The organism is Sphingopyxis sp. KK2 (genome assembly GCF_001990265.1).
In the GTDB taxonomy this organism is placed as follows: domain Bacteria; phylum Pseudomonadota; class Alphaproteobacteria; order Sphingomonadales; family Sphingomonadaceae; genus Sphingopyxis.
On the sequence record NZ_LYVN01000056.1, the window covers coordinates 1 to 23,931 of the forward strand.

34 protein-coding genes and 2 pseudogenes are annotated in these 23,931 nt (G+C 66.4%); 16 read left to right on the forward strand and 20 right to left on the reverse strand.

Annotated elements, in window-relative coordinates:
• Positions 1 to 307: pseudogene (locus B1A78_RS11065) on the forward strand (histidine phosphatase family protein); the annotation flags it as partial.
• Between the two features lie 3 nt (positions 308 to 310).
• Here the strand turns inward: B1A78_RS11065 and B1A78_RS11070 are convergent.
• The 5 genes from B1A78_RS11070 to rpmF form a co-directional block, all read right to left on the reverse strand.
• Positions 311 to 682: a MerR family transcriptional regulator gene (locus tag B1A78_RS11070; protein ID WP_077147022.1), complete on the reverse strand. Its 372-nt coding sequence runs from the start codon at positions 680 to 682 to the stop codon at positions 311 to 313.
• A 2-nt stretch (positions 683 to 684) separates the two neighbouring features.
• Complete coding sequence (locus B1A78_RS11075) at positions 685 to 978, reverse strand: integration host factor subunit alpha (protein WP_077147023.1); 294 nt, start codon at positions 976 to 978, stop codon at positions 685 to 687.
• Between the two features lie 146 nt (positions 979 to 1,124).
• A complete protein-coding gene (locus tag B1A78_RS11080) occupies positions 1,125 to 2,090 on the reverse strand; it encodes a beta-ketoacyl-ACP synthase III (protein WP_077147024.1) in 966 nt (321 codons plus the stop codon).
• On the reverse strand, positions 2,087 to 3,121 hold the full coding sequence (plsX, locus tag B1A78_RS11085; protein ID WP_077147025.1) for a phosphate acyltransferase PlsX: 1,035 nt from the start codon (positions 3,119 to 3,121) through the stop codon (positions 2,087 to 2,089). The genes B1A78_RS11080 and plsX overlap by 4 nt, the downstream gene beginning before the upstream one ends.
• A gap of 22 nt (positions 3,122 to 3,143) precedes the next feature.
• Positions 3,144 to 3,323 carry a 50S ribosomal protein L32 gene (gene rpmF / locus B1A78_RS11090; RefSeq protein WP_077147026.1) on the reverse strand — a complete coding sequence of 60 codons (180 nt, stop codon included), beginning with the start codon at positions 3,321 to 3,323 and terminating at the stop codon, positions 3,144 to 3,146.
• Positions 3,324 to 3,636: 313 nt separating this feature from the next.
• Between rpmF and B1A78_RS11095 the strand changes: the two genes are divergently transcribed.
• On the forward strand, positions 3,637 to 4,083 hold the full coding sequence (locus B1A78_RS11095) for an MAPEG family protein (protein WP_077147027.1): 447 nt from the start codon (positions 3,637 to 3,639) through the stop codon (positions 4,081 to 4,083).
• Positions 4,084 to 4,127: 44 nt separating this feature from the next.
• On the opposite strand, the gene B1A78_RS11100 is transcribed toward B1A78_RS11095, so the two are convergent.
• The 4 genes from B1A78_RS11100 to B1A78_RS11115 form a co-directional block, all read right to left on the reverse strand.
• Positions 4,128 to 4,796 (reverse strand): MBL fold metallo-hydrolase, encoded by a 669-nt coding sequence (locus B1A78_RS11100; protein WP_077147028.1) that lies wholly within the window; start codon positions 4,794 to 4,796, stop codon positions 4,128 to 4,130.
• A 66-nt stretch (positions 4,797 to 4,862) separates the two neighbouring features.
• On the reverse strand, positions 4,863 to 5,420 hold the full coding sequence (locus B1A78_RS11105; protein ID WP_077147029.1) for a TIGR02281 family clan AA aspartic protease: 558 nt from the start codon (positions 5,418 to 5,420) through the stop codon (positions 4,863 to 4,865).
• A 46-nt stretch (positions 5,421 to 5,466) separates the two neighbouring features.
• The gene (locus tag B1A78_RS11110) at positions 5,467 to 6,498 is read right to left on the reverse strand and encodes a hypothetical protein (protein WP_077147030.1); all 1,032 of its coding nucleotides are present in this window, start codon (positions 6,496 to 6,498) and stop codon (positions 5,467 to 5,469) included.
• Between the two features lie 32 nt (positions 6,499 to 6,530).
• Positions 6,531 to 7,256 carry a folate-binding protein YgfZ gene (locus B1A78_RS11115; RefSeq protein WP_077147031.1) on the reverse strand — a complete coding sequence of 242 codons (726 nt, stop codon included), beginning with the start codon at positions 7,254 to 7,256 and terminating at the stop codon, positions 6,531 to 6,533.
• Positions 7,257 to 7,318: 62 nt separating this feature from the next.
• On the opposite strand from B1A78_RS11115, the gene pyrC reads away from it, so the two are divergent.
• The gene (gene pyrC / locus B1A78_RS11120) at positions 7,319 to 8,338 is read left to right on the forward strand and encodes a dihydroorotase (protein WP_077147032.1); all 1,020 of its coding nucleotides are present in this window, start codon (positions 7,319 to 7,321) and stop codon (positions 8,336 to 8,338) included.
• 141 nt (positions 8,339 to 8,479) lie between these two features.
• Here the strand turns inward: pyrC and rarD are convergent, their stop codons facing one another.
• Positions 8,480 to 9,397, reverse strand: a complete 918-nt coding sequence (gene rarD, locus B1A78_RS11125; protein WP_077147033.1) for an EamA family transporter RarD — start codon at positions 9,395 to 9,397, stop codon at positions 8,480 to 8,482.
• Positions 9,398 to 9,416: 19 nt separating this feature from the next.
• On the reverse strand, positions 9,417 to 9,638 hold the full coding sequence (locus tag B1A78_RS11130; protein ID WP_077147034.1) for a hypothetical protein: 222 nt from the start codon (positions 9,636 to 9,638) through the stop codon (positions 9,417 to 9,419).
• A 182-nt stretch (positions 9,639 to 9,820) separates the two neighbouring features.
• Between B1A78_RS11130 and B1A78_RS11135 the strand changes: the two genes are divergently transcribed.
• The 4 genes from B1A78_RS11135 (at position 9,821) to B1A78_RS11150 (ending at position 12,213) form a co-directional block, all read left to right on the forward strand.
• Positions 9,821 to 10,222 carry a glycine zipper 2TM domain-containing protein gene (locus B1A78_RS11135; protein ID WP_077147035.1) on the forward strand — a complete coding sequence of 134 codons (402 nt, stop codon included), beginning with the start codon at positions 9,821 to 9,823 and terminating at the stop codon, positions 10,220 to 10,222.
• 169 nt (positions 10,223 to 10,391) lie between these two features.
• Positions 10,392 to 10,943 (forward strand): GNAT family N-acetyltransferase, encoded by a 552-nt coding sequence (locus tag B1A78_RS11140; RefSeq protein ID WP_083734079.1) that lies wholly within the window; start codon positions 10,392 to 10,394, stop codon positions 10,941 to 10,943.
• Complete coding sequence (locus B1A78_RS11145) at positions 10,940 to 11,380, forward strand: DUF1330 domain-containing protein (RefSeq protein ID WP_077147036.1); 441 nt, start codon at positions 10,940 to 10,942, stop codon at positions 11,378 to 11,380. The genes B1A78_RS11140 and B1A78_RS11145 overlap by 4 nt, the downstream gene beginning before the upstream one ends.
• 86 nt (positions 11,381 to 11,466) lie before the next feature.
• On the forward strand, positions 11,467 to 12,213 hold the full coding sequence (locus B1A78_RS11150) for a hypothetical protein (RefSeq protein WP_077147037.1): 747 nt from the start codon (positions 11,467 to 11,469) through the stop codon (positions 12,211 to 12,213).
• Positions 12,214 to 12,298: 85 nt separating this feature from the next.
• Here B1A78_RS11150 and B1A78_RS11155 read toward each other — a convergent pair whose 3' ends face one another.
• Together B1A78_RS11155 and B1A78_RS11160 are read right to left on the reverse strand one after the other, a co-directional pair.
• A complete protein-coding gene (locus tag B1A78_RS11155) occupies positions 12,299 to 12,481 on the reverse strand; it encodes a CsbD family protein (RefSeq protein ID WP_077147038.1) in 183 nt (60 codons plus the stop codon).
• 138 nt (positions 12,482 to 12,619) lie between these two features.
• A complete protein-coding gene (locus B1A78_RS11160) occupies positions 12,620 to 13,336 on the reverse strand; it encodes a Crp/Fnr family transcriptional regulator (protein ID WP_083734080.1) in 717 nt (238 codons plus the stop codon).
• 125 nt (positions 13,337 to 13,461) lie between these two features.
• On the opposite strand from B1A78_RS11160, the gene B1A78_RS11165 reads away from it, so the two are divergent.
• Positions 13,462 to 14,850, forward strand: a complete 1,389-nt coding sequence (locus B1A78_RS11165) for a DUF1254 domain-containing protein (RefSeq protein WP_077147039.1) — start codon at positions 13,462 to 13,464, stop codon at positions 14,848 to 14,850.
• 19 nt (positions 14,851 to 14,869) lie between these two features.
• Here the strand turns inward: B1A78_RS11165 and B1A78_RS11170 are convergent, their stop codons facing one another.
• Together B1A78_RS11170 and thiS are read right to left on the reverse strand one after the other, a co-directional pair.
• Positions 14,870 to 15,640, reverse strand: a complete 771-nt coding sequence (locus B1A78_RS11170; RefSeq protein WP_077147040.1) for a thiazole synthase — start codon at positions 15,638 to 15,640, stop codon at positions 14,870 to 14,872.
• Complete coding sequence (thiS, locus tag B1A78_RS11175; RefSeq protein WP_077147041.1) at positions 15,637 to 15,843, reverse strand: sulfur carrier protein ThiS; 207 nt, start codon at positions 15,841 to 15,843, stop codon at positions 15,637 to 15,639. The genes B1A78_RS11170 and thiS overlap by 4 nt, the downstream gene beginning before the upstream one ends.
• A gap of 69 nt (positions 15,844 to 15,912) precedes the next feature.
• Between thiS and B1A78_RS11180 the strand changes: the two genes are divergently transcribed.
• The 6 genes from B1A78_RS11180 (at position 15,913) to B1A78_RS11205 (ending at position 20,252) form a co-directional block, all read left to right on the forward strand.
• Positions 15,913 to 16,137, forward strand: coding sequence for a hypothetical protein (locus tag B1A78_RS11180; RefSeq protein ID WP_077147042.1), 225 nt, complete (start codon positions 15,913 to 15,915; stop codon positions 16,135 to 16,137).
• On the forward strand, positions 16,134 to 16,412 hold the full coding sequence (locus B1A78_RS11185) for a type II toxin-antitoxin system RelE/ParE family toxin (protein ID WP_077147043.1): 279 nt from the start codon (positions 16,134 to 16,136) through the stop codon (positions 16,410 to 16,412). The genes B1A78_RS11180 and B1A78_RS11185 overlap by 4 nt, the downstream gene beginning before the upstream one ends.
• Before the next feature lie 30 nt (positions 16,413 to 16,442).
• On the forward strand, positions 16,443 to 16,883 hold the full coding sequence (locus tag B1A78_RS11190) for a type II 3-dehydroquinate dehydratase (protein WP_083734082.1): 441 nt from the start codon (positions 16,443 to 16,445) through the stop codon (positions 16,881 to 16,883).
• A 76-nt stretch (positions 16,884 to 16,959) separates the two neighbouring features.
• Entirely contained in the window at positions 16,960 to 17,442 is a 483-nt protein-coding gene (accB, locus tag B1A78_RS11195) for an acetyl-CoA carboxylase biotin carboxyl carrier protein (protein WP_077147044.1), read from the forward strand.
• Positions 17,443 to 17,463: 21 nt separating this feature from the next.
• The gene (gene accC / locus B1A78_RS11200) at positions 17,464 to 18,825 is read left to right on the forward strand and encodes an acetyl-CoA carboxylase biotin carboxylase subunit (RefSeq protein WP_077147045.1); all 1,362 of its coding nucleotides are present in this window, start codon (positions 17,464 to 17,466) and stop codon (positions 18,823 to 18,825) included.
• 95 nt (positions 18,826 to 18,920) lie between these two features.
• Positions 18,921 to 20,252: a L,D-transpeptidase family protein gene (locus tag B1A78_RS11205; RefSeq protein ID WP_077147046.1), complete on the forward strand. Its 1,332-nt coding sequence runs from the start codon at positions 18,921 to 18,923 to the stop codon at positions 20,250 to 20,252.
• 32 nt (positions 20,253 to 20,284) lie between these two features.
• Here the strand turns inward: B1A78_RS11205 and B1A78_RS11210 are convergent, their stop codons facing one another.
• Positions 20,285 to 21,034 carry a murein L,D-transpeptidase catalytic domain family protein gene (locus B1A78_RS11210; protein ID WP_256837879.1) on the reverse strand — a complete coding sequence of 250 codons (750 nt, stop codon included), beginning with the start codon at positions 21,032 to 21,034 and terminating at the stop codon, positions 20,285 to 20,287.
• Between the two features lie 167 nt (positions 21,035 to 21,201).
• On the opposite strand from B1A78_RS11210, the gene B1A78_RS11215 reads away from it, so the two are divergent.
• Positions 21,202 to 21,546, forward strand: coding sequence for an arsenate reductase family protein (locus B1A78_RS11215; protein WP_077147047.1), 345 nt, complete (start codon positions 21,202 to 21,204; stop codon positions 21,544 to 21,546).
• Between the two features lie 16 nt (positions 21,547 to 21,562).
• Here the strand turns inward: B1A78_RS11215 and B1A78_RS11220 are convergent, their stop codons facing one another.
• Positions 21,563 to 21,913, reverse strand: coding sequence for a hypothetical protein (locus tag B1A78_RS11220; protein WP_077147048.1), 351 nt, complete (start codon positions 21,911 to 21,913; stop codon positions 21,563 to 21,565).
• A 121-nt stretch (positions 21,914 to 22,034) separates the two neighbouring features.
• On the opposite strand from B1A78_RS11220, the gene B1A78_RS11225 reads away from it, so the two are divergent.
• Positions 22,035 to 22,241, forward strand: coding sequence for a hypothetical protein (locus B1A78_RS11225; RefSeq protein ID WP_077147049.1), 207 nt, complete (start codon positions 22,035 to 22,037; stop codon positions 22,239 to 22,241).
• Positions 22,242 to 22,246: 5 nt separating this feature from the next.
• On the opposite strand, the gene B1A78_RS11230 is transcribed toward B1A78_RS11225, so the two are convergent.
• From B1A78_RS11230 to B1A78_RS11240, 3 genes and pseudogenes are all read right to left on the reverse strand, one after another.
• Positions 22,247 to 23,005, reverse strand: a complete 759-nt coding sequence (locus B1A78_RS11230) for a hypothetical protein (protein WP_144037781.1) — start codon at positions 23,003 to 23,005, stop codon at positions 22,247 to 22,249.
• A gap of 75 nt (positions 23,006 to 23,080) precedes the next feature.
• On the reverse strand, positions 23,081 to 23,518 hold the full coding sequence (locus tag B1A78_RS11235) for a hypothetical protein (RefSeq protein ID WP_077147051.1): 438 nt from the start codon (positions 23,516 to 23,518) through the stop codon (positions 23,081 to 23,083).
• Position 23,519: 1 nt separating this feature from the next.
• A pseudogene (locus B1A78_RS11240) lies at positions 23,520 to 23,931 on the reverse strand (DNA replication and repair protein RecF); the annotation flags it as partial.

The following is a 23,931-nucleotide window of genomic DNA, read 5'->3' on the forward strand; positions in this document are numbered from 1 at the left end:
CCGCCGCATCTATCTCGCGTCGGCGGCGACGCTGATCGACACGATCCGCGACACCGGCAAGGATGCCGACCATCTGCTGATCGCGGGGCATAATCCGGGGCTGGAGGATCTGATCCTCGAACTCGTCCCCGAAAGCGATGGCGACGAACTGCGCGCGAAGGTGGAAGAGAAGCTGCCGACCTCGGCGCTGGCGCGGCTCGAAATCGACATCGCCGATTGGCGTGAGCTCGACACGAAAAGCGCGCGCTTCGTCCAGTTCATCCGCCCGCGCGACCTCGACCCGTCGCTGGGTCCGGCGATCGACTGAAAATCAGTCGCCGATCGCTGCCGCCAGCCGCTGGCGCAGCGCGATCAGATCCTGCACCGCAACCCCGGCCTGGCCGCCCGTCGGTGCCGCAGCCGGCACCGGCTGGGCCTCGTCCTGCCCGTCGTCATTGCCGCTGAGCGCCTTGCGCGCGCCCTCGACCGTATAGCCCTTCACATGCAGCAGTTCGTGGATCTTGCCCGCCAGTGCGACGTCGGCGGCGCGATAATAGCGACGGCGCCCCGAACGCTGGAGCGGCTTCAGTTCGGGAAAGCGTGTTTCCCAGTATCGCAGCACATGCGTGGGCACGCCGATCCGGTCCGCCAACTCGCCGATCGCGAGCATGGCGCCGGCGGCCTTGCCGTCATCCTGCCCCATGCTTATCCGCCCGCGACGCGGCCGCGCATCGACTGGCTGGCGCGAAAGGTCATCACCCGGCGCGGCAGGATCGGCACCTCCACCCCGGTCTTGGGATTGCGGCCGACGCGCTGCGCCTTGTCGCGCAGGACAAAAGTGCCAAAGCCTGAAATCTTCACATTCTGGCCGTCAGCGAGCGCGTCCGACATATGATCGAGGATCGATTCGACGATCGTCGCCGCTTCATTGCGCGACAGCCCGACCACATGATTGATCTGTGCCGCGATATCTGCGCGAGTGAGTGTCCCTGCCGCCATGATTGTCCCTCCCGTGACGAAGCCATGCTCAAACGGGTCTCGCCGGTCCCCCACCGTCACGAGTCCCGACACACTATGTAACAAAAGCGAATTAATCCGCCAAACTGAAACGGATGGAGCGAGGAGTTAAAGCGGCGAGCGCTTTGTCAGACGCGCAGGACCGCCGCGCCCCAGGTAAAGCCGCCGCCCATCGCCTCGAGCACGACAAGGTCGCCGCGCTTGATGCGCCCGTCGCGCACCGCGAGGTCGAGCGCCAGCGGCACCGACGCCGCCGACGTATTGGCGTGCTGATCGACGGTCAGGACGACGCGTTCGGCGGGCAGGCCCAGCTTTTTCGCGGTCGCGTCGATGATGCGCTTGTTCGCCTGGTGCGGCACGACCCAGTCGATCTGGTCGGCCGACAGCCCGACATCGGCCATCACCTCGCCGAGCACCGACGCGAGGTTGGTGACGGCGTGGCGGAACACTTCGCGGCCCTGCATGCGGACATGGCCGACGGTGCCCGTGGTCGACGGCCCGCCGTCGACATAGAGCATGTCGCAATATTTGCCCTCGGCGTGCAGCCGGGTCGCCAGGATACCGCGATCGTCGTCGACATCCTCGGCCGACAGCACCACCGCCCCCGCGCCGTCGCCGAAAAGGACGCAGGTCGTGCGATCTTCCCAGTCGAGGATGCGGCTGAAGGTTTCGCTGCCGATCACCAGCGCATGCTTGGCGGCGCCGGTGCGCAGCATCGAATCGGCGACCGATACGGCATAGAGGAAGCCCGAACACACCGCCGCGACGTCGAAGGCGATGCAGTCGGGCGCGCCGAGGATCGCCTGCACCTTGGTGGCGCTGGCGGGGAAGGTGTTGTCGGGGGTCGCGGTCGCGACGATGATCAGGCCGATGTCGGCGGCCTCGAGCCCTGCGGCCTGCAGCGCCTGCTGCGCCGCCGCGGCACCGAGCGTCGCGGTCGTCTCGTCGGGCTCGGCGATGTGACGGAAGCGGATGCCGGTGCGCTCGACGATCCATTCGTCGCTGGTGTCGACGCGCTCGGCAAGCTCGGCGTTCGAAACGCGGGTGCGCGGCAGCGCGGAGCCGGTGCCGGCCAATATGGCGCGCAGGGTCATGCCGGTGCGTGGCCGCTGAAATTGGCGAGATCTTCGGTCACCTGACGCGTAATGTCCTTTTCGACGAGCTCGGCGCACAGATGCACGGCGTTCGCGACGCCCTTGGCGTCGGCGCTGCCATGGCTCTTGAGCACGACCCCGTTGAGGCCGAGGAACACCGCGCCATTATGGTTGTTCGGATCGAGATGATGCTTGAGCAATTCGGTCGCCGGGCGCGAGATCAGGAAGCCGATCTTCGAGCGCGTCGACGAGGTGAAGGCGCGGCGCAGCAGGTCGGACACGAACCGCGCCGTCCCCTCGATCGTCTTCAGCGCGATATTGCCCGAAAAGCCGTCGTGGACGATAACATCGACGTCGCCGCGCGACAATTTGTCGCCCTCGATAAAGCCGGTGAATTCCATCGGCAGGCCCTTCGCCTCGCGCAGCAGCGCGGCGGCGTCGCGAATCTCGTCGGTGCCCTTGAGTTCCTCGGTGCCGATGTTGAGCAGCGCGACGCGCGGGCGCTCGAGCCCCATCGCGGTGCGTGCATAGGCGGCACCCATGACGGCGAACTGGGTCAGGTTGTTCGCGTCGCACTCGGTATTGGCGCCGAGATCGAGCATGACGACGTCATTGTCGCCGAGCGTCGGCAGCAGCGCCGCGAGCGCCGGCCGGTCGATCCCCGGCATCGTGCGCAGCGCGAGCTTGGCCATCGCCATCAGCGCGCCGGTGTTGCCCGCCGACAGCGCGCCGCCGGCATCGCCGCGTTTCACCGCGTCGATCGCCAGCCCCATCGAGGTGCTTTTCGCCTTGCGCAGCGCCTGGCTCGGCTTGTCGTCGCCGCTCACCACGCCATCGGTGTGGATGATGTCCGACGCGGCGCGCAGGTTCGGGTGATTTTCGAGCGCGGCCTTGATCTGCACCTCGTCGCCGACGAGCAGGAATCGCAGCCCGTCGTGACGATGGCGCGCCATGGCAGCGCCGGCGAGCATCACGCGCACGCCGACGTCACCGCCCATCGCATCGATCGCGATTCGCGGTGTTAGGCTCATCCGAACGCTTTCCGGTTAGGGCTTAGGCGCCGACCGACATCACTTCGCGGCCGTTGTAATGGCCACAAGCGTTGCAGAGGTTGTGCGGGCGCTTCAATTCGCCGCAGTTCGGGCATTCCTGATAGGCTTCGACCTTCAGGCTGTCGTGGCTGCGACGCATGCCGCGCTTCGAGGGCGAGGTTTTTCGCTTGGGGACGGCCATGATATATCCTGCTTATACAAATGTTTATACGAATCGACGCACCCGGATTTGTCGCCCCCGTCGCCGGGAATGACTGGCCCGCCCGCCGTGCCGAAGCGCTGTCCTGCCTGAAATGACAGGAAATTCTTCGACCGAAGGGTGCCTCAACGCCAGAAGGTGTCGGGTGCCGGATCGGGCGCGGCTATAGCGTTTTTGCCCGCAAAGGCAACCCCCGAGCGGGTCTTTCGACGGTCCTTGCCCGAAGCGTGCGGGAATGCCACATCTCGCGCACCGCCGGGCGACCATACCGGCCAATGACAGAGGGGGAAGCGATATGATCATCTTGCCGATCAGCCTGACGATGGCCGCGGGAGCGGCGATTCTGAATATCTGGCTCATGATGCGCGTCGGGCGCGTGCGCGGGCAGGAAAAGGTGTCGATCGGCGACGGCGGCAATGAACGCGTCATCCGCCGCATGCGCGCGCACAGCAATTTTGTCGAAAATACCGCCGTGGTGCTGATCCTGCTCGCGCTGATCGAACTCGCCACCGGCCCGTCGACCTGGCTCTGGGCGGTCGGCTCGCTCTATCTGATCGGGCGCATCCTGCACGCGATCGGCATGGACGGCATGATGTGGGCGCGCATGGCGGGCACGGTCATCACCATGCTGACGCAGCTCGGCCTCGCGGGTTTCGCCATCTTCACCGTCTACGCGACCCCGGTCGCAACCAAGTCGGTGGTGCAAGGATATGGCGAGACCACCACCGTCCCGGCCGAATGACCCTGCGCTCCCGCCTGCGGGCGGGAGCGGCCAAGACGGAACGGTCAGGCCGTGCCCATCGCCATGTCGCTGACATAGGGATTCGTCCGCCGTTCGGCGGCGAAGTTGCTGTGCGCGCCGTGCCCGGGCAGGAAGACGGTGTCGCCGCCGAGCGGCCACAGTTTCTGCGTGATCGAATCGAGCAATTGCTGGTGGTTGCCGCGCGGGAAGTCGGTGCGCCCGATCGATCCCTGGAACAGCACGTCACCGACGATCGCGAGCTTCGAGGGCTCGTGATAGAAGACGACATGCCCCGGCGTGTGCCCCGGGCAGTGGATGACGTCGATCGAGAGGTTGCCGACCGTCACCTTATCGCCGTCGACCAGCCAGCGGTCGGGCTCGAAGGGTTCGCCCTCCATGCCGAACCGCTCACCCGCGGTGGCAAGCCCCTCGATCCAGAAGCGGTCGTCCTCGTGCGGCCCTTCCACGGGCACGCCGAGCTCCTTCGCGAACACCCCGGCGAGCCCGCAATGGTCCATATGGCCATGGGTGACGAGGATCTTCTCGACCTCGACCCCGGTCTGCCGCACCGCCTCGCGCAATTTGTCGAGGTCGCCGCCGGGATCGACGAAGGCCGCCTTGTTGGTCTCGGTGCACCAGAGCAGGGTACAGTTCTGCTGGAAGGCGGTGACGGGGACGATGGCGGCGCGCAGCGGCGGATTGGGAGCGTTCATGGCCCCGGATGTGGGCAAAGCGCGCCGATTTGGCAAGGGCGCGTCTGAGCGCGAGTCGGCGCCCGATCAGCGCAGAGTCATCGTGTCGCCCTCTACATTCACCGCGTCGAGCTTCGACAAATAGCTTTGCCCGAGCAGCGACACGCCCATGTCGGCGTCGATCACCGCCGCCTCGACCCGGCGTACCTCGACCCCGTCGACATCGACGCTGTCTAGGATCAGCCGCCGCATCGGCACGTCGCCGCCTGCGGTGCGCGCGGTGCCGGTGACCGGCAGGTCGTCGACATTGACCCCGATCGCCTCGGCATCGCGGCGCGTGAGCGCGACGACCGAGGCGCCGCTGTCGACCATCATGCGGATGCTCGTGCCGTCGACATTGGCGTCGGCGTAGAAATGCGAATCCTCGGCCCGGCCGAGCCGTACCACGCCGCCCGAGGCCGAAGTTGACGGAGCCGACGACCAGCCGCCGCCCTTGCCCTTTTGCGTCGTCCAATTGGGATTGTCGTCGCCGCCGCGATCCGGTTCGACGGCCGCATCGGCAGGAGCCGACCGGCTGGCAATGCTCGCCACGCCGACCGAAACCACCGCGATCACCGCGGCCAAGCCAAGAAAACGCCCCAACATGGCCGGCAAGGTCGCAGAACATGGTTGGGGAAAGGTTAAACGCGCCTCAGGATTCGGGCTCGGCGAGCCCGCCATCGCCGCCCTCGATAAAGGCGCGCCATGTCGGCGTGCCGTCGCGCATCGAATAGGTGATGCGCGCGCAGGCATAGGGCCGCCCCGGCGCATTGTCCGCGTCGAACGCAGCGATCGGCCACAGCCGCGCCGCGTCGCGATGGGCCGACCAGCAGACCAGCGCCTCGGCATTCGGCGACGCCGCGATATCGGCACGATCGCTCGCCGACAGCAAAGCCGGCGACCAGCCGAGAATGACGCGCTCGACCGCTGCGTCGCTCTGCAACACGGTGGCGAACGCCCCGCCCTTTTCGGTCAGCAGCGCCGTGACCGCCTGCGCGTCGGGCTGGCTCAGCCATTGCCCGCCGAGCAGCGGCCGCCACTGCGCCGGGTCGCCCGAGGCGAGCGCCGGCAGAAGTTCGTCGGCCGCCGCCTCGAACCGCGCGGTCCATGCCGAATCGGCCGAGAGCGGCGCCAGCCGCGCCGATTTTTTTCCCGTCGCCGCGGTCAGCCGTTCGACCGGCGGGCCGGCATCGATCGCCACGGCGACAGCGCCGATCATCGTCCCGCCGGGATGGTGGCACGCCGATTCATCGACGACATAGGGCGACGGCGGACGGCCGCCATTGACCGCCCCCATGCGGCAGAAATTCAGCTTTCCGGTGACTATGACATGCCGCGCCTGCCGCGCGAAGCCCTCGGCCGCCTCGGCCGGCAGCGCGCCGCCCGGCGCCAGCGGTTCGCCGTCGGCACCGCGCGGCGGGAAATAGGCGACGCGATTGCCGCGCCCGTCCGGCGCACGCGCGGGACGCGGCTCGGCATAGATTTGCGCGACATCGTCATAGAGCGCGCCCTTCCAGGCGATCGCCGAAACGGTCAGGCAATCGCCCGCGCGGCCTTCGCCCGCGATGATCGCTGCGACGCTCGTCGGCTTCGCGGTGGCGACCGAACAGGATATATCCTCGGCGGCGGCCGGCGTGGCAGCGAACGCGGCGAGCGACAGCGGCAGGATGGTCAGGCTTCGCATAGCATTGCTCCTATCGTCCCCCGCTGCCCGGCTCATGACCCGGCCGCGAGTCCCTCGCGCATCCAGTCCGGCGCGGTCGCTGGATCGATAGCTTCGACCCGCCGATGCTCGACCGACAGGCCGAGGTCGGGATAAGCGATCACCTGCCGTTTTTCATCGGCGCCCGCCAGCGGCACGACGACCAGCCGCCGGTTGACCTTTTGCCGCCAGTTCATCCGTGCGGTATTTTCCTGCCCGACATAACAGCCCTTGGTAAAGCTGACGCCGCCCAGTTCGGTGGCATTGCATTCGAGCCACAAGGTCGTGCCGTCGCCGAGTTCGGCGCGCCCCTCGGTCACGCCGAGCGCCAGCCGGTGCGCCTGCCACGCCGCATCGGCGCCCTCGCCCTCGTCGGCGGGCGCCAGCCAGCGCTGGCCGAGCTCCGAGAGGCGCGGATCGACGACGCCGAGATCGCCTTCGGGCGCCCAGTGCACCGCGACATCAGGATCCACCGCAATCGTGATCGCGCGGCGGAGGCGATAAAGCGTCAGCCGCTTGGCGAGGTCCGCCGCGGCCTCGCGCTCGCAATCGATCAGGACGTCATCCTCGTCGCCCCAGATCAGGAAATCGAACAGCGCCTTCCCCTGCGCGGTCAGCAGCGCTGCCCAGACCGGCAGGTTTCCCGAGGTGTCGTTGGTCACCAGCCCCTGCAGGAAACCCCGCACATCCTCCCCCGAAAGACGGATCAGCGCGCGGTCGTGAAGGGTGGTATTGGCCATGGCCTTAATCTAGGGACACTCGCGCATAAACCAAGCGCCCAAATGCCGTCCGGAGCCTCCACATGACCGATCGCCTGACCATCCGCCGCCCCGACGACTGGCACGTCCACCTGCGCGACGGCGCGATGCTCGACCATGTGGCGAAATATACCGCAGCGCAGTTCGCGCGTGCGATCATCATGCCGAACCTGTCGCCGCCTGTGACCACCGCCGAGGAAGGCGCCGCCTATCGCGATCGCATCCGCGCCGCGACGCAGGGCATGGATTTCACCCCGCTGATCGTCGCTTACCTCACCGACGCCAGCGACCCCGACCAGATGGCGCGCGGCCATGGCGAAGGCGTGTTCACCGCCGCCAAGCTCTACCCCGCCCACGCCACCACCGGCAGCGCGCACGGCGTTACCGACATTGCGAAGATCATGCCCGTGCTCGAACGCATGGCCGAAATCGGCATGCCGCTGCTGATCCATGGCGAGGTCACCGACCATGACGTCGACATCTTCGACCGCGAGGCGGTGTTCATCGATCGCACGCTGAAGGGGCTGGTGCGCGACCTGCCGCAGCTCAAGATCGTCTTCGAACATATCACCACGTCCGAGGCCGTCGATTTCGTGAAGGCCGCCCCCGCCAATGTCGCGGCGACGATCACCCCGCAGCATCTCCACATCAACCGCAACGCGATGCTCGTCGGCGGCATCCGCCCGCACGCCTATTGCCTGCCCGTCGCCAAGCGCGAGGCGCACCGCCTCGCGGTCCGCGCCGCCGCCGTGTCGGGTTCGCCCAAATTCTTCCTCGGCACCGACAGCGCCCCGCACGCGGTGCATACCAAGGAAGCCGCTTGCGGCTGTGCGGGCATCTTCAACGCGCCTTACGCGCTCGAATCCTATGTCGCCGTATTCGACGAGGAAGGCGCGCTCGACAAGTTCGAGGGCTTCGCCAGCGAGCACGGCCCCAATTTCTATGGCCTACCTTTGAACGGCGGCACGATCACCCTGGAGCGCGGCGAGACGCTCGTTCCCGACCGCTGCGGCGAGGTCGTACCCTTCCATGCGGGCGAAACGCTGGGGTGGAAGCTGGTCTGAACAATCCTCCCTGTCGCGCAGCGATGGGGAGGTGGCAGCGCGAAGCGCTGACGGAGGGGCGATGGCGCAACGTTGCGGCCCCTCCACCACGCCCTTCGGGCGCGGTCCCCCTCCCCATGGCTTCGCCACAGGGAGGATCTATCAAGCGATCTCGATCATCCGCTCGGCGCGCATCTTGCGCCACATGTCGAAGCTGAACACCGCGATGCTTGTCCAGATGAGCAGGAAGCAGACGAGCTGCGCGGGCTTCAGCGGCTCGCCGAAGACGAACAGGCTGAGCAGGAATACGATGCTCGGCGCCAGATATTGCACGAAGCCGAGCGCGGCATAGCTCATCTTGCGCGCCGCCGTGGCGAAGAGCAGCAGCGGCACCGCGGTCACGACGCCGCCCGCCGCAAGCAGCCAGCTTATTCCCATATCCGAACCGAAACCGCGCCCGTCGCCGATCCAGATATACCAGCCCGCCGCCACGAGCGAGAGCGGCATGAGGAGCGTCGTCTCGACCGCGAGCCCGGGCAGCGACCCCACCGGTGCGACCTTGCGGATCAGGCCATAGAAGGCAAAGCTCAGCGCGAGCGACAGGCTGATCCACAAGGTATCGAGCGCACCCGCGAGCAGGATCGCGACCCCGACTGCGGCGATCGCCACCGCCAGCGCCTGCAGCCGCGAGAGTCGCTCGCCGAGAAAGATCATCCCCAGCATCACATTGACCAGCGGGTTGAGATAATAGCCGAGGCTCGCCGCCAGCACATGGTCGGTAAACACCGCAAAGATATAGACGAGCCAGTTCACCGCGATCAGCACCGAGCTCAGCAGCAACAGCCGCAGCGCGCGCCAGTCCCTGAGTGCCGCCAGATAGTCGCCGATCTGGCGCCGGAACGCCATGATCACGAAGCAGAGCGGCAGCGACCAGATGATGCGCTGCGCCAACACCTCGACCGGCGGCACGCTGGTCAACAGCTTGAAGAAGAGCGGGACGAAACCCCAGATCGCATAGGCGCCGAGCGCATAGGGCAAGCCGCCCTGATCGCTCCCCGCGGGGGCCGGAGCCTGTGCCATGTCGGACGCCGTCAGGAGATCAGATGATACCGCCGCCGAGCATCAGGCGCAGCGCACCGACGACGATGACGACGATGTTCAGGTTCCGGCCGCTCGTCCGGTCCGACATCGCGCCGAGCGCGAGGCCGACGACGGCAAAGGGAATGATGACCCAATTCGCCCAGCCAAGAAACGGAATGAAGGCGAAAATCGCGAGAATGAGCGCGATCACACCGATGACGAGCGAACCGATATTGAGCATGAAGGCGAATGTCGCACGCGCCGGAGCCCCCCGCAAGACACTTTCGGTTCGTCGCCGTCAGCACTCGGTTCGTCTCGTTGCCTTGCGTTAATGCAACGCTGTTCGCGCTCGGGCCGTTCTCCCCTCGTAGCGCCCACCCCTTTCGCGAGGAGCGGGACGCCAAACCAGGAAAGGACTTAGTCATGAAGATTCTCACCAAGGCCATGCTCGGTGCCTTCGCCGCAGTCAGCGTTGCCGCGACGGCGCCCGCCTATGCCGGCATCTCGACCGCCGCGCCGCAACAGGGCCATGGCCTGTACAAGGCCGATCAGGAAAGCGGCTTCCACAAGAAGAAGAAGCGCCACCGCCACTATGCCGACCAGCGCGTCAATTCGAACACCCGCATCTGGCGCGACAATGACGGTCGTTATCGCTGCAAGAAGGACAATGGCACGACCGGCCTGCTGATCGGCGGTGCCGTCGGCGGCCTCGCCGGCCACGAAATCGCCGGCAACGGCGACAAGCTGCTCGGTACCGTGCTCGGCGCCGCTGGCGGCGCGCTCCTCGGCCGCGAGATCGACCGCGACAAATATCGCTGCCGCTAAGCGATAGCTTACCGTTACGGGTGCGGGTCCGAGACCCCTCCGCCCGCATACGTGATGGAGAGGGCGTCGGTCGCAAGACCGGCGCTCTCGACTTTTGGGCCTTTCGCCTTGCCCCTCTCCCCCGCTTGCCGCAGAAGCGTCGCCTGATTTCAAGAGGGGGAGGATCATCATGCTCAACGGACCTTTGCTCGTGACCGAGCGGCTGATCCTGCGCCCGCCCGCCGCCGAGGATTTCGACGCCTTTGCCGAGATGTGCGGCGACGCCGAAACGATGAAGTTCATCGGCGGCGCCTGTCCGCCGGCGCAGGCCTGGCGGCTCTGGTGCACGCTTGCGGGCGCTTGGCATATCCGCGGCTTTTCGATGTTCTCGGTGATCGAGCGCGCGAGCGGCGAATGGGTCGGGCGGATCGGACCGTGGGAGCCCGCCGAATGGCCGGCGCCCGAGATCGCCTATGGCGTACGCGCGAAATTCGCGGGCACCGGCTATGCCTTCGAGGCGGCGGTGGCCGCGTGCGACTTTGCGGTCGAGTTTCTGAAATGGGATGAGCTGATGCACTGCATCGACCCCGCCAATGTCCGCTCGCAGGCGCTCGCCAGGCGGCTCGGCGCGACGAACAGCGGTCCGACCCGCCTGCCCGCCCCCTTTCAGGACGCGCCGGTCGATGCCTGGAAACAGAGCGCCGACACTTGGCGCGCGAACCGCAAGGCGCTCGGCGCATGACCGACCGCCACATCGATCCCGAACGGCCGCAGTTCGAGGCGTTCAAGGCGCTGCCGCGTGACAGCGTCATCCACATGCTCAACCTCGTCCGCTTCAAGGACAAGGCGACCTATGCCGAGGACCACCCGCTCGCGGGACAGCAGCTCACCGGCGCCGAGGCCTATCGCCACTATGGCACCGACAGCGGCCCGGTTTTCCAGCGTGTCGGCGGCCGCGTCATATGGCGCGCCGCGATGGAGGCGATGCTGATCGGCCCCGACGGCGAGCGTTGGGACGCCATGTTCGTGGCGGAGTATCCGAACAGCGGCGCCTTCCTCGAAATGGTTACCGATCCCGTGTACCGCGAGGCGGTCAAGCACCGCCAGGCGGCCGTCGAAACATCGCGCCTGATCCGCTGCGCGCCAAATACGTCTCAGGGTGACACAGTTTTCGGCTGACAAAGGCCCCTGCGTTAACGCTCTTTATTCGCGCCTTTTTGATCGCAATCGGGCATTCCTTTGCTGTTATTAAGGGAGTGTTAGCGATGATCTTGCGCGGAAAATGGCTGGTCGCCGGACTGCTGATGGCAGCGGCTCCGCTCGCCGGTTGCCGGGACAATCCCGATGCCAAGGCCGAACTGTCGCCGCTCGACGACGGGCTGACCGGTGCCGACCCCGCGGTCAAGGGATCGCTCGAAGACAAGATCATGGTCGATCCCAAGCTGACCGGCCAGGCGAACCAGAATGCGGCGACCCCCGGCAACAAGCCGGTCGACGGCGGCGTTCCCGCGGTTGCGGGTGCCAAGGCGGCGACCGTCGCCGAAGCCACTGCGGCGCTGAAGGCCGGCAAGCTGCTTCCCGCGCCCAAGGCGCTGCCGTTCGAAGCCGGCTGCGACGGCTGCGACGCCAAGCGCCCGGTCACCATCGGCGCGATGGCACGCGAACAGTCGAAGGGCAGTTGCGACGCCAAGCTGACCTATAACAACGCCTGGGCCGACCGCCTGCCCGCCGCGTTCAAAGTCTATCCGCGCGCGACGCTGCGCGAGGCCGCAGGCATCGCCGGCGGCAAGTGCAACATCCGCGTCGTCAATTTCCAGACCGCGGCGTCGCTGCAGGCTGTACTCGACTATTACCACACAATGGCGATCCGCGCCGGCTATACCAGCGACCACCGCGTCAACGGCAGCGAGCATATGCTCGGCGGCACGAAGGGCGAGCTCGCCTATGTCGTGATGGCGCGCACCGACGGCGGCATGACCGACGTCGATCTGGTGGCCTCGGGCGGGCGCTGACCTTCCTTTACTGCGGACAATGAAAAAGGCCCCGGATCGCTCCGGGGCCTTTTCCTTTGCGTGACGTCGCAACCAGGATGCGTCGTCAGACCTTGTCGCCGAGTGCGCCCTTGACCGCACCTTTCAGATTCTGGGCCTCGCCCTTCTTCTCCTGAAGAATGCCTTCGCCTTCGAGCCGCTCGTTGCCGGTGGCCCTGCCAATCGCCTGCTTGGTGTTGCCGGCGACTTCGTTCGCAATGCCTTTGGCCTTGTCTTTCAGTTCACCCATGGGGAGTCTCCTTTGACCGGGTTCGGGAGGCTATCGGCCTCTCGGAACATCAACCCGCGCACCCCCGCCAATGTTCCCGAAAACGGGTTAAACCGTTCATCGCAAAGCAATATTTAACCTGTGTTAAGTTGCGTTGGATCAGGGCCGCGCGGCGATCGTGTCGAGCGCGGCGGGGTCGCGGATCGTGATGCGGTTATAATCGACGGCGATCAGCCCCGCCGCCTCGAAGGAACGCAGCAGCTTGTTGACGCTCTGCCGCGTCACGCCGAGCATCGCCCCCAGTTGCTCCTGCGGCAGCCGCAGCCCCAGTTCGATCCCGCCCGCACCCGCGATCCCGTGAATGCGCGCGAGGTCGGCGAGCGTCGCCGCCATCCGCTGGTCGAGCGAACCGAGATTCTGCGCGTCGAGCAGCCGCAGGCTGTCGCCGTGCCGCGCGCACATCAGCAGCGCGACATCGCGCCACAATATCGGCTCGGCGTCGAGGATCGCCGCCAGCGCGTCGGTCGGCAGGTGAAGCAGCAGGCTGTCCGCATAGGCGCGATAGTCGTAATGGATCGGCGGCGCCGCGAGCAGCCGGACGATCGCCAGTATTTCGGGCGGCCCGTTGATGCCGAGCACGAATTTCTTGCCCGCCGCCGAACCGCGGCTGACCTCGACCTCGCCCGACGCGATGACGAAGGCCTCGCGCTTTTCGGGATCATGCGCATAGATTTCGGTGCCACGCGGATAAAATTCGGGGCGTGCGATCGCCGCAAGATCGGCGAGCCGCGCCGCGGGCCAGGGCGCGAACAGCGCGCAGCGGCGCAGCGCCGCGATGCGCTCTTCCTGCGACCATGCGTGCGGCTTCGTCGCCATCGCTCCCCCTCGCGGCAAAGCTTAGGCGCGCGCCGCAAAATTCCCAAGAGATTGTCGGCACGTTGACAGACGCGGTGCGGACGCCGCGCTAAGGGCGCGGGAAATCGGTTCGGGAGATATCTGTGATGACACGACTGCTTGCCCTGCTGGCGATGTTCGCCGCCTTCCTGTCCGGCCCCGCCGCCGCGCAGCCGGTCACCGAGGAGGAAGCCTATGCCATCGGCATCGAGGCCTATACCTATGCCTATCCGCTCGTGCTGATGGAAACGACGCGCCGCGTCGCGACCAATGTCGGCGCGCCCGGCCGGATGCGCTCGCCGGTCAACAGCTTCGCCAATATGAAGACCTATCCCGACGCCAGCTTCAAGGATGTCGTGCGCCCCAATGCCGACACGCTCTATTCGTCGATGTGGTTCGACGTCGGCAAGGAGCCGCTCGTCCTGACGCTACCAAACACGCAGGGGCGCTATCATGTCATCCCGCTGATGGACATGTGGACCGACGTCTTCGCGACACTCGGCACGCGCACCACGGGCAATGACGGCGGCACCGCCGCGATCGTCGGCCCGCACTGGCAAGGCACGCTGCCGGCGGGCATGCGCCTGATCCGCAGCCCCACCGACATGGGCTGGATCATCGGCCGTATCCAGACCAATGGCGCCGCCGACTATGCGCATGTCCATGGCCTGCAGGCCGGGCTGAAAGCCACCCCGCTGTCGCGCTGGGGCAAGCCTGAGGTCGCCGTCGCCATGCCCGCTCCCGACGCCTCGATCGACATGAAGACGCCCCCGGTGCAACAGGTCGCGGCGCTCGCACCGCAGGCCTTTTTCGCGAGCTTCGCCGAACTGATGAAGCGCAACCCGCCGCACGCCAGCGACTATGCGATCGTGCTGCGCATGGAGCGCCTCGGCATCGTGCAAGGCCAGGGCTTCGACCTGTCGAAGGCTGATCCCGCCGTCCAGCGCGGCCTGACCCGCGCCGCCACCGACGCCTATCAGCGCATCGTCACCCGCCGCAAGGCGCTGCCCGTCCGCGGCGGCTGGGGCGCGATCGGCAGCACCGTCGGCGTCTATGGCAATGATTATCTCGCGCGGGCCTTCATCGGTTTCGCCGGCCTCGGCGCGCTGCCGCCCGAGGAAGCCGTCTATCCAATGGCCGTGCTCGGCGACGACGGCAAGCCGCTCACCGGCGCGTCGAACTATGTGCTGCATTTCGACAAGGACCAGATCCCGCCCGCCGACGCCTTCTGGTCGCTGACGATGTATGGCGAGGACCAGTTCTTCGTCGCCAACCCGATCAATCGTTTCGCGATCGGCGACCGCGACAAGCTCCGGTTCAACCCCGACGGGTCGCTCGATCTCTATATCCAGAATCTATCGCCCGGCGCCGACAAGGAAGCCAACTGGCTCCCCGCCCCCGCCGGCGTCTTCACGATGAACCTGCGCCTCTACCTGCCGCAGCGCCGCGCGACCGACGGAAGCTGGGCGCCGCCGCCGGTCAAGCAGGTGCCGTAACCGTACCGAGTATGCCGGCCTAGATCAGCCCCGCCAGCGGGCTCGACGGGTCGGCATATTTGCGCAGCCCCATGCGGCCGGCGAGATACGCGTCGCGCCCTGCCTCGACCGCCAGCTTCATCGCACGCGCCATAAGAATGGGGTCCTTCGCCTCGGCGATCGCGGTGTTCATCAGCACGCCGTCGCAGCCGAGTTCCATCGCCACCGCGGCATCGCTCGCGGTGCCGACCCCGGCATCGACGAGCACGGGCACCGAAGCACCCTCGACGATCAGGCGCACGGTCACGCGGTTCTGGATCCCGAGCCCCGACCCGATCGGCGCGCCGAGCGGCATGATCGCGACCGCGCCCGCATCCTCGAGCTGCTTCGCGGCGATCGGATCGTCGACGCAATAGACCATCGGCAAGAAACCCTCCTTGGCGAGCACCTCGGTCGCCTCGAGCGTCTCGCGCATGTTCGGATAGAGCGTCTTGGCCTCGCCGAGCACCTCGAGCTTCACGAGGTCCCAGCCCCCCGCCTCGCGCGCGAGGCGCAAGGTGCGGATCGCGTCGTCGGCGTTGAAGCAGCCTGCGGTGTTCGGAAGGTAGGTGATCTTCTTCGGATCGATATAGTCGGTGAGCATCGGCGCGCTCGGGTCCGACACATTGACGCGGCGCACCGCAACGGTGACGATCTCCGCCCCCGACGCGGCGACGGCGGCCGCATTCTGCTCGAAATCCTTGTATTTGCCGGTCCCGACAATCAGCCGCGACGTGAACGTCCGGCCGGCTACGCTCCAACTGTCGGTCAACAACCGCCTCCTACGAAATGAACGATTTCCAGCGCATCGCCCTCGGCGAGCGCGACATCGGCAAGCGTCGAGCGCGGGACGATCTCGCGGTTGCGCTCGACCGCGACCTTTTTCACATCGAGCCCCAGCGACGCGACGAGATCGGCAACGCTGCCTTCGCGCACCTGCCGGGGATCGCCATTGAGGATGATGGTGATGGCCATGGGGTCCGCTTACCGGCTTCGCCGCAAAACACCATATGCCGGGCAAGTTTTTTGCCCTAATATGCGAGCATGACGCCGCTCGAAAAATTCATCTCCTTCGCACAGGCGCTGCCCGCCGATCAGTTGGAGTCGGTCGAAGCCTCGCTGTCCGCTTTGATGGACTCGCTGTCCGAACAGTTCGACTTTTCGCCCGAAGAATTGGCCGAAATCGACCGCCGCGTCGCGAACCCGAACCCTGAATTTTCGAGCGCGGCGGATATCGCCGGAATTTTCGGCCGTCCCTTCTCGGCATGACGACGGTCGTTTTCCGCAAGGAAGCGGAAGCCGACCTGCGTTCCATCATCGCATATTATGAAGAGGTGGCGCCCGAGGCGCTGCGGAACATATTGTCGGATATCTATCGCTCGATCGATCAGCTTGCCCGTTATCCCCATTCAGGCATGGCGGTTCCCGGCCGCTCCTTTCGCCGGATCGTGACGATCAAATATCACTTTAAACTTGCCTATGAGGCGTCCGACGACCGCATCGTCATCCTCGGCATCTTCCGCTATCAGGACCGCGAAGCCTGATATTTCCCTTCATTGTCGAAAGCTCGTGCCTTGCCCGATAAACCCATCGTCTATGTTCTCTCCGGCCCCAATCTCAACCTGCTCGGCACGCGCGAGCCCGAAATCTATGGTCATGATACGCTCAACGACATTCATGCCCGGCTCGAGGCGCAGGCGGATGGCCTCGGCCTGCGCCTCGAATGCCGCCAGACGAACCATGAAGGCACGCTGATCGACTGGTTGCATGAGGCGTACATCGCGGGCGCGAAGGCGGTTCTGCTCAATGCGGGGGGCTATACGCACACCTCGATCGCGATCCACGACGCGATCAAGTCGATCAAGGTGCCGGTGATCGAGGTCCATTTGTCGGACCCGATGCAGCGCGAATCCTTTCGCCATATCAGCTATGTAGGCATGGCGGCCGTCGCCCATTTTGCCGGTCACGGCGCAAACAGCTATACGCTGGCGCTGGACGCCGCCGCGTCTCTCTGACAAGAGGCGGCATCGAAAACAGGGGTCCGCGCGTCTTCATCGTCGAGAGACGCCGCAAAACAGCAGGAAAATCATCATGGGTGACCATAAAGACAATGGCATCAACATCGATCCGGCCTTCGTCCGCGCGCTCGCGGAACTGCTGGACGACACGCAGCTTTCGGAAATCGAGGTCGAGGATGGCGACCGCAAGGTGCGCGTCGCGCGCACGCTGACCGCCGCCGCCGCACCGGTTGCCTATGCCCCCGCGCCGGTCGCCGCGCCCGCCGCCGCCGCGCCTGCGGCTCCCGCCGCCGCTTCGGCCGCCCCCGCCGCCGACAATTTCGCCGACGCGGTGAAGTCGCCGATGGTCGGCACCGTCTATCTCGCCCCCGAACCGAGTGCGCCGAACTTCGCCGCCGTCGGCTCGGCGGTGAAGGCCGGCGACACCATCCTGATCATCGAGGCAATGAAGGTCATGAACCCGATCGTCGCCCCCGCGTCGGGCACGCTGAAGGCGGTCCATGTCGAGAACAGCCAGCCGGTCGAGTTCGACCAGCCGCTGTTCACCATCGGCTGAGGCTGAAGGGTAGATTTGGGCATGGCTATCGAAAAGCTCCTGATCGCCAACCGCGGCGAGATCGCGCTGCGCATCCACCGCGCGTGTCACGAAATGGGCATCAAGACCGTCGCGGTCCACTCGACCGCCGACGCCGACGCGATGCATGTGCGCCTCGCCGATCAGGCCGTGTGCATCGGCCCGCCGGCGGCGAAGGACAGCTATCTCAACATTCCCGCGATCATCTCGGCCGCCGAGGTCACCGGCGCCGACGCGATCCACCCGGGCTATGGCTTCCTGTCCGAAAATGCGCGCTTTGCCGAGATTATCGAAGCGCATGACATGATCTTCGTCGGGCCGAAGCCCGAACATATCCGCACCATGGGCGACAAGGTCGAGGCGAAGCGCACCGCGGTCGCGCTGGGCCTTCCCGTCGTCCCCGGCTCGCCCGGCGCGGTGACCTATGGCGACGAGACCAAGAAGCTCGCCGCGGCGATCGGCTATCCCGTGCTGATCAAGGCCGCCTCGGGCGGCGGCGGGCGCGGCATGAAAGTCGTTCCCGACGAGGAGAGCCTTGAAAGCCTGATGGGCCAGGCCTCGTCGGAGGCCGCAGCGGCGTTCGGCGATCCGACCGTCTATATGGAAAAATATCTCGGCAACCCGCGCCACATCGAATTCCAGGTGTTCGGCGACGGCAACGGCAATGCCATCCACCTCGGCGAGCGCGACTGTTCCCTCCAGCGCCGCCATCAGAAGGTGCTCGAAGAAGCCCCCTCGCCCGTGATCTCGGCCGAGGAACGCGCGCGCATGGGCAAGGTGTGCGCCGACGCGATGGCGAAGATGCATTATCGCGGCGCTGGCACGATCGAGTTCCTGTGGGAAAATGACGAATTCTTCTTCATCGAGATGAACACGCGCATCCAGGTCGAGCATCCGGTGACCGAGATGATCACCGGCTTCGACCTCGTCCGCGAACAGATCCGCATCGCCGACGGCCGAGGCCTGTCGGTGCGGCAGGAGGATCTCGAATTCCGCGGCCATGCCATGGAATGCCGCATCAATGCCGAGGATCCGCGCACCTTCATGCCCTCGCCGGGCAAGGTCACCCAATATCACCCGGCCGGCGGCATGCATGTGCGCGTCGATAGCGGGCTCTATGCCGGCTATGCGATCCCGCCCTATTACGACAGCATGATCGGCAAGCTGATCGTTTACGGTCGCAGCCGCGAAAGCTGCATGATGCGCATGCGCCGCGCGCTCGAGGAAATGGTCGTCAGCGGGGTCAAGACCAACATCCCGCTGCATCAGGCGCTGCTCGCCGCCCCCGACGTGATCCACGGCGACTATACGATCAAGTGGCTCGAGGAATGGCTGGCGAAGCAGGACGAAGAAGCCTCGGCATAACCGTTTGGCCCTTCCCTTGTGGAAGGGGCCAATCGCGCCGAGTTGTGGCCTAGCTCACTTTCACTGGGGTCGCTTTTTGGCTATGGGCCTTAACCATGGTCAAAATCTCCCCCCTTGCCGCCCCTTTGCTTGTCTCGCTGACGCTCCTCGCCACCCCCGCGCTTGCGCAGGGGGTCAAGGAGGATTCGGTCGTCGTCCAGCCCGACAAGGTCACCGACGACGCGCCCGAGGTCGAGAGCGCCGAGCAGGCCAATCTGCCGAGCTGGTCGAAAGCCAATGCCGAGGCGCTGCTGCGCAGCATCGAGGGGATCGGCGCCGAGGGGCTGTTCGCCAAGGACTATAATCCCGAGGGTCTCGCCGCCGCGATCGTCAGCGACGACCAGGCGCGGCTCGACCGCGTCGCGACCGACAGCTTCCTGCTGCTCGCCACCCACCTGCGCGACGGACGCACCCCCAATGCCGCGCGCAAGCAGTGGTTCATGGTCGACAGCGACGCCGATCATATGCCGCTGGTTTCGATGCTGACCTCGGCGCTGCTTGCCGGGACGATCTCGCAGACGCTCGCCGGCTTCGACCCCGCGCATCCCGATTTTGCGGTGCTCAAGGCATCGCTCGCGACCGCCAAAACCCCGGCCGAGGCGAATGCGATCCGCGTCAACATGGAACGCTGGCGCTGGATGCCGCAGAACCTCGGCGAGCGCTATATCGTCAGCAATGTTCCCGAATATCTGACCCGCGTCGTCCATGACGGCACGATCATCGCGACGCACAAGGCCGTCGTCGGCAAGGCGTCGACCGCGACCCCGCAGCTCAACCCGATGGCGACCGGGATCATCGTCAACCCGACCTGGACGCTGCCGCGCAGCATCATCAACGAAGGCATCGGCGCGACGATCGCGAACAACCCCGCCTCGGCGCGCGCGCAGGGCTATACCTGGACGGGCAGCGGCAAGACGCTGTCGGTGGTGCAAAAGGCGGGGCCGAACAATGCGCTGGGCGTGATGAAGCTCGAAATGCTCAACCCGCACGCAATCTACCTGCACGACACGCCGTCGAAGGGCGCCTTCGCCTCGGCCACCCGCGCCTTCAGCCATGGCTGCATCCGCACCGAACGCGCGTTGCACTTCTCGGGACTGATGGCGGTGATGTTCGCCGGGAAAAGCCCCGATGAATTCGGCCAGGCGATCGCCAGCGGCGAAACGACGCGCTTCGGCTTCGACCAGCCCTTCCCGGTCTATGTCGCCTATTGGACGATGATCCCCGGCGACAAGGGCGGGGTCAAGAAGCTCGCCGACATCTATGGCCGCGACGCGCCGGTGGTGGCGAGCTTCGCCCAGCCCGGCCGCCCCGCCGCAACGATGATCGCGCCCGCAGTCGTCCCGACGGTCGCGAGCGCCCCGGCGAAGAAGCTCGGCGGCGGGGACTAAAGAGCCGTCGCCCCGCGCGGGGCGACGCCGGCTCAATCCGCCTTAGTCGGAAAACTGCCCTGCTGCGCGGTCGCGCGCACCATATGCTCGGTCCCCGGAGCGGGCGTAGCGGGCAGCTCGAACGGCACCGGCATCGGCGGCGGCAGGCTGAGCTTGTCGGCGAACAGCAGCCGCCCCGGACCCAGCTTGTAGAGGATCATCGGCAGCAATTCCTCGCCGAACACGAAACAGCCCTCGCTGCGGCCGAGCTTGCCCTGCGTCGCGATCAGCGACGGTTCGGCATACCAGGCGCCATGCACGACGATCGCGCGCTGGTCGGCGTTATTATTGTCGGGCTCGAGCCCCGCGAGCCGCATCGACGACCCGTTGCTGCCCCAATAATAGTCGCTGGTGCGATATGCGCCGCGCGAGGTCGCAAGGCTGCCGACGCGGTTCGAAAAGCTCTTGAGCCAGCCGTCGTGCTGCGGATCGGAGCCGCGGCCGTGGGTGACCGGGAACATGTCGACCTTGCCCGCGACCATGTCGACCAGCGCGAAACGCGGGCGCGACGACGGCAGGCCGAAATCGACGATGCCGACGCGGTCGGTCTGCGGAATATTGCGGCCCTGCATCGCGAGCTGGCGTTTCGCCACCTCGGCATAGTCCACCGCCGGCGGCACGAAGGGCGCCGGCTGCTGGATCCAGCCCGGCATCGACTGCGCGCGCAGCGGCATCGCGGCCAGCGCACCCGCGCCGGCAACCACCGCACCCAGCATCGATCGGCGATCGATCAATTTGTTCACTTGCAACCCAACCCCGTCTGTCGCTTGTTGCGATCCCTCGTCGGGGCATTAGCCGCAGCTTCGCCTGCAAAGGCAAGCAGCAATGCGTTCGTCATGCCGCCAGCTGTGGCATATTCGCCATGAACGGCGGGTTTACATAGCAACCCTTGGCGCGATAGAGCCGGGGCATGAAAGCAACCATCTGGCACAATCCCGCCTGCGGCACCTCGCGCAAGACGCTCGCCCTGCTCGAGGAAACCCCCGGCGTCGAACTCACCGTCGTCGAATATCTCAAGCAGCCCTATGAGGCCGACAAGCTGCGCCAGCTGTTCGAGGCCGCGAATATCAGCGCGCGCGACGCGCTGCGCCTGCGCGGCACCGACGCCGCCGAGCGCGGCATGACCGACTGGGACGACGAAGCGATCATCGCCGCGATGGCCGCGAACCCCGCCTATGTCGAACGCCCCTTCGTCGAGACCGAAAAGGGCGTGCGCCTGTGCCGGCCGATGGAAAAGGTGCAGGACATCCTCTGACGCGCCCGCGCGCCGATCAGGGGCAGCGCAGGCCGCTCGCCCCGCGTTCGGCGCAGACGAGAAAGACGCCATCGTCGCCGCGCATCAGCTTGAAGCGCATCTTGCGCCCCTCGCGATAATAGGCGTGGCCGAAATAGCGGACGAGGACGACGCGCGGCAGCCGCTTGGCCCCCACCACCTTCACGACATGCAGCCGGGCGGTCATCCAGCCATGGCCCAGCAGGTCGTCGGGATCGTTCGTCGACTGATAGCTCAGATTTTCGATCCGCCCGAGCACTTCGACATATTCGGTCGCCGCAGCCGGCTGCGCGGCCGCGACAAAAGCGGCGCCGAGCGCGGCCAGCGCGATCCTATATCCCGTTCGCATGCCATGCTCCCCTTGCTTCGTGCCCCGACAAGATAGAAGGCGACCGCCGTGCCGTCCACATCGCCCCGCCGCGTCGCTTCGCGCTGGACAGAATCGCCCTGCCCTCGCTACCGCCCGCGCCATGGGTATCACCGCAACAATCATGAACACCGCCACCGGCCAGCCGATCCAGAAAATGAGCTTCGGCCGCATGCCGAAACCTTGGGCCAGCTTCACGCTCGAAACGGGCGAAATGGTCACCGCCGAACGCATCGACGTCGGCAAGCCGGCGCCGGGCAAGTTCGTCGCACCGGTCAGCGTCTGGGTGACGGTCAAGCCAAAGGGCTGATCGCACTATTTCTTGTCCCACGGCGACGATGCGTCGCCCGACGCCGAAACATCCGCCCCGCATCGCGTCAGCACCGCCGGCGCGGGTTCGCGCAGCGTGAACACGCCGTCGTTGACGATCTCGATCGCCCCCGACGCCGATTTGCGCTGCATCACCGTGATGCAATAGCCCTCATAATTCGGCCAGATCGCGTCGAACTGCGCCGAGGGCACCGCGATGTCGGTGCTCTCGCCCGCGTCATAGGGATCGATCTCGAACGAATCGCGCCGCCCCTTGCGGCCATGGCTCGCATATTGGATCGGATAGGCAGCGGGCTCGTAAGCGGCGTTCGAAAAGGCGAATTCGGTCCAGTCACTGATCCGCCACGCCGCTTCGCCGCCCGCAAAGCCGGTCAGGAAGGGCAGGAACAGCAGGACGAGGATCTTCTTGGCGATCCCCATCGGCTCGTGCGGGCGGGTGATGGTCAGGATCGCAAGCGGGATGCCGAGCGCAAAGCCGACCAGCCGCATCGCATTGAGGAAGGTCGCGTTGATCGGGGTGATCAGCGACGTGCCCGAAAACAGCGCCTCGATGCAGAGCAAAGTCAAAAGCGCGCCAAAGAGGATCGCAGCGAGGCGCAGCGGCGATATGCGGTCCGCCGGCTCGTCGGCTTCAAAGGCATAGGACGGCACGCGTCGGGGCGCCGGCGATCCCGCAGGCACGCCTTCCAACCGACTGCCACGCCGTCCGAAACCTCCGCCCGCCAGATTGTCGCGACTGTTCATGGCGCTTCCCCCTTCGGGACGGCGCTACAGGCCAAGCGATAAGATCGCGTTACCCATGCGGCGCAGGGGCCGGCCCTAATCCTCTTCCTCGACCCAATAGATAAAGGCATGGTCGGCATCGAAGCCGATCAGCCCGCAATCGAAGGTGGCGGCACTCATAGGGTTCCACCAGTTCGCGTCCGCGCTCCACAGGCCGTTGCTGAGGAAGCGGACGTCGTCCGCCATCTCGCGCAGCGCCTCGCGCGCGTCGCGCAGGGCTCCCTCGCGCGGCACCCAGCGCGAATAGGCCAGGCTCACCGTCCCGGAGACCGCCAGCACATTGGCCGCCTGCGCCCGGTCGAGGGCGACCAGGCCGCCATGCTCGAACGGATCGACGCTCGCACTCGGATAACCGATCTTTGCAGCCAGGATGCGCGGGATCTGCCCGACGCGTCCGACCGGGCGCGGGCCGATCCATGATCGCGCACCGCTGCGGCGGCGCCATTTGCCGAACAATTGTTCGAGCCTTTCCATATCACCCCGCCGCGATCCGTCCGCCTGCGATCCGGAAGCGCGTGACCGGCCCCGGCATGTCGTCGAACAGTGCCGCCTCGGTCCCGGTCAGCCAGGCCTGCCCGCCCTGCGCCGCCAGCCGCTCGTACAGCGCGGCGCGGCGCATCGGGTCGAGGTGCGCCGCAACCTCGTCGAGCAGCAGCACGGGGCGCTGGCCGCGCGCGCGCGCGACGCAGTCGCTGTGTGCGAGGACGAGCGAGAGCAGCATCGCCTTTTGCTCGCCGGTCGAACAGCGCGCGGCGGCGCGGCCCGTCGCGGCATGCACCGCCGCGAGGTCGTCGCGATGCGGCCCTGCGGTCGCGCGGCCCGCGGCGGCATCGATGCGGCGGCGGCCGGCGAACAGCGCCTTGAGCGCTTCGGCGGTCCATGGCGCG

Coding starts and splice junctions, on each gene's coding strand:
- B1A78_RS11070 (WP_077147022.1), bottom strand. CDS start 682: ATGGGGCAGGATGACGGCAAGGCCGCCGGCGCCATGCTCGCGATCGGC.
- B1A78_RS11075 (WP_077147023.1), bottom strand. CDS start 978: ATGGCGGCAGGGACACTCACTCGCGCAGATATCGCGGCACAGATCAAT.
- B1A78_RS11080 (WP_077147024.1), bottom strand. CDS start 2,090: ATGACCCTGCGCGCCATATTGGCCGGCACCGGCTCCGCGCTGCCGCGC.
- plsX (WP_077147025.1), bottom strand. CDS start 3,121: ATGAGCCTAACACCGCGAATCGCGATCGATGCGATGGGCGGTGACGTC.
- rpmF (WP_077147026.1), bottom strand. CDS start 3,323: ATGGCCGTCCCCAAGCGAAAAACCTCGCCCTCGAAGCGCGGCATGCGT.
- B1A78_RS11095 (WP_077147027.1), top strand. CDS start 3,637: ATGATCATCTTGCCGATCAGCCTGACGATGGCCGCGGGAGCGGCGATT.
- B1A78_RS11100 (WP_077147028.1), bottom strand. CDS start 4,796: ATGAACGCTCCCAATCCGCCGCTGCGCGCCGCCATCGTCCCCGTCACC.
- B1A78_RS11105 (WP_077147029.1), bottom strand. CDS start 5,420: ATGTTGGGGCGTTTTCTTGGCTTGGCCGCGGTGATCGCGGTGGTTTCG.
- B1A78_RS11110 (WP_077147030.1), bottom strand. CDS start 6,498: ATGCGAAGCCTGACCATCCTGCCGCTGTCGCTCGCCGCGTTCGCTGCC.
- B1A78_RS11115 (WP_077147031.1), bottom strand. CDS start 7,256: ATGGCCAATACCACCCTTCACGACCGCGCGCTGATCCGTCTTTCGGGG.
- pyrC (WP_077147032.1), top strand. CDS start 7,319: ATGACCGATCGCCTGACCATCCGCCGCCCCGACGACTGGCACGTCCAC.
- rarD (WP_077147033.1), bottom strand. CDS start 9,397: ATGGCACAGGCTCCGGCCCCCGCGGGGAGCGATCAGGGCGGCTTGCCC.
- B1A78_RS11130 (WP_077147034.1), bottom strand. CDS start 9,638: ATGCTCAATATCGGTTCGCTCGTCATCGGTGTGATCGCGCTCATTCTC.
- B1A78_RS11135 (WP_077147035.1), top strand. CDS start 9,821: ATGAAGATTCTCACCAAGGCCATGCTCGGTGCCTTCGCCGCAGTCAGC.
- B1A78_RS11140 (WP_083734079.1), top strand. CDS start 10,392: ATGCTCAACGGACCTTTGCTCGTGACCGAGCGGCTGATCCTGCGCCCG.
- B1A78_RS11145 (WP_077147036.1), top strand. CDS start 10,940: ATGACCGACCGCCACATCGATCCCGAACGGCCGCAGTTCGAGGCGTTC.
- B1A78_RS11150 (WP_077147037.1), top strand. CDS start 11,467: ATGATCTTGCGCGGAAAATGGCTGGTCGCCGGACTGCTGATGGCAGCG.
- B1A78_RS11155 (WP_077147038.1), bottom strand. CDS start 12,481: ATGGGTGAACTGAAAGACAAGGCCAAAGGCATTGCGAACGAAGTCGCC.
- B1A78_RS11160 (WP_083734080.1), bottom strand. CDS start 13,336: ATGGCGACGAAGCCGCACGCATGGTCGCAGGAAGAGCGCATCGCGGCG.
- B1A78_RS11165 (WP_077147039.1), top strand. CDS start 13,462: ATGACACGACTGCTTGCCCTGCTGGCGATGTTCGCCGCCTTCCTGTCC.
- thiS (WP_077147041.1), bottom strand. CDS start 15,843: ATGGCCATCACCATCATCCTCAATGGCGATCCCCGGCAGGTGCGCGAA.
- B1A78_RS11180 (WP_077147042.1), top strand. CDS start 15,913: ATGACGCCGCTCGAAAAATTCATCTCCTTCGCACAGGCGCTGCCCGCC.
- B1A78_RS11185 (WP_077147043.1), top strand. CDS start 16,134: ATGACGACGGTCGTTTTCCGCAAGGAAGCGGAAGCCGACCTGCGTTCC.
- accB (WP_077147044.1), top strand. CDS start 16,960: ATGGGTGACCATAAAGACAATGGCATCAACATCGATCCGGCCTTCGTC.
- accC (WP_077147045.1), top strand. CDS start 17,464: ATGGCTATCGAAAAGCTCCTGATCGCCAACCGCGGCGAGATCGCGCTG.
- B1A78_RS11205 (WP_077147046.1), top strand. CDS start 18,921: ATGGTCAAAATCTCCCCCCTTGCCGCCCCTTTGCTTGTCTCGCTGACG.
- B1A78_RS11215 (WP_077147047.1), top strand. CDS start 21,202: ATGAAAGCAACCATCTGGCACAATCCCGCCTGCGGCACCTCGCGCAAG.
- B1A78_RS11220 (WP_077147048.1), bottom strand. CDS start 21,913: ATGCGAACGGGATATAGGATCGCGCTGGCCGCGCTCGGCGCCGCTTTT.
- B1A78_RS11225 (WP_077147049.1), top strand. CDS start 22,035: ATGGGTATCACCGCAACAATCATGAACACCGCCACCGGCCAGCCGATC.
- B1A78_RS11230 (WP_144037781.1), bottom strand. CDS start 23,005: ATGAACAGTCGCGACAATCTGGCGGGCGGAGGTTTCGGACGGCGTGGC.
- B1A78_RS11235 (WP_077147051.1), bottom strand. CDS start 23,518: ATGGAAAGGCTCGAACAATTGTTCGGCAAATGGCGCCGCCGCAGCGGT.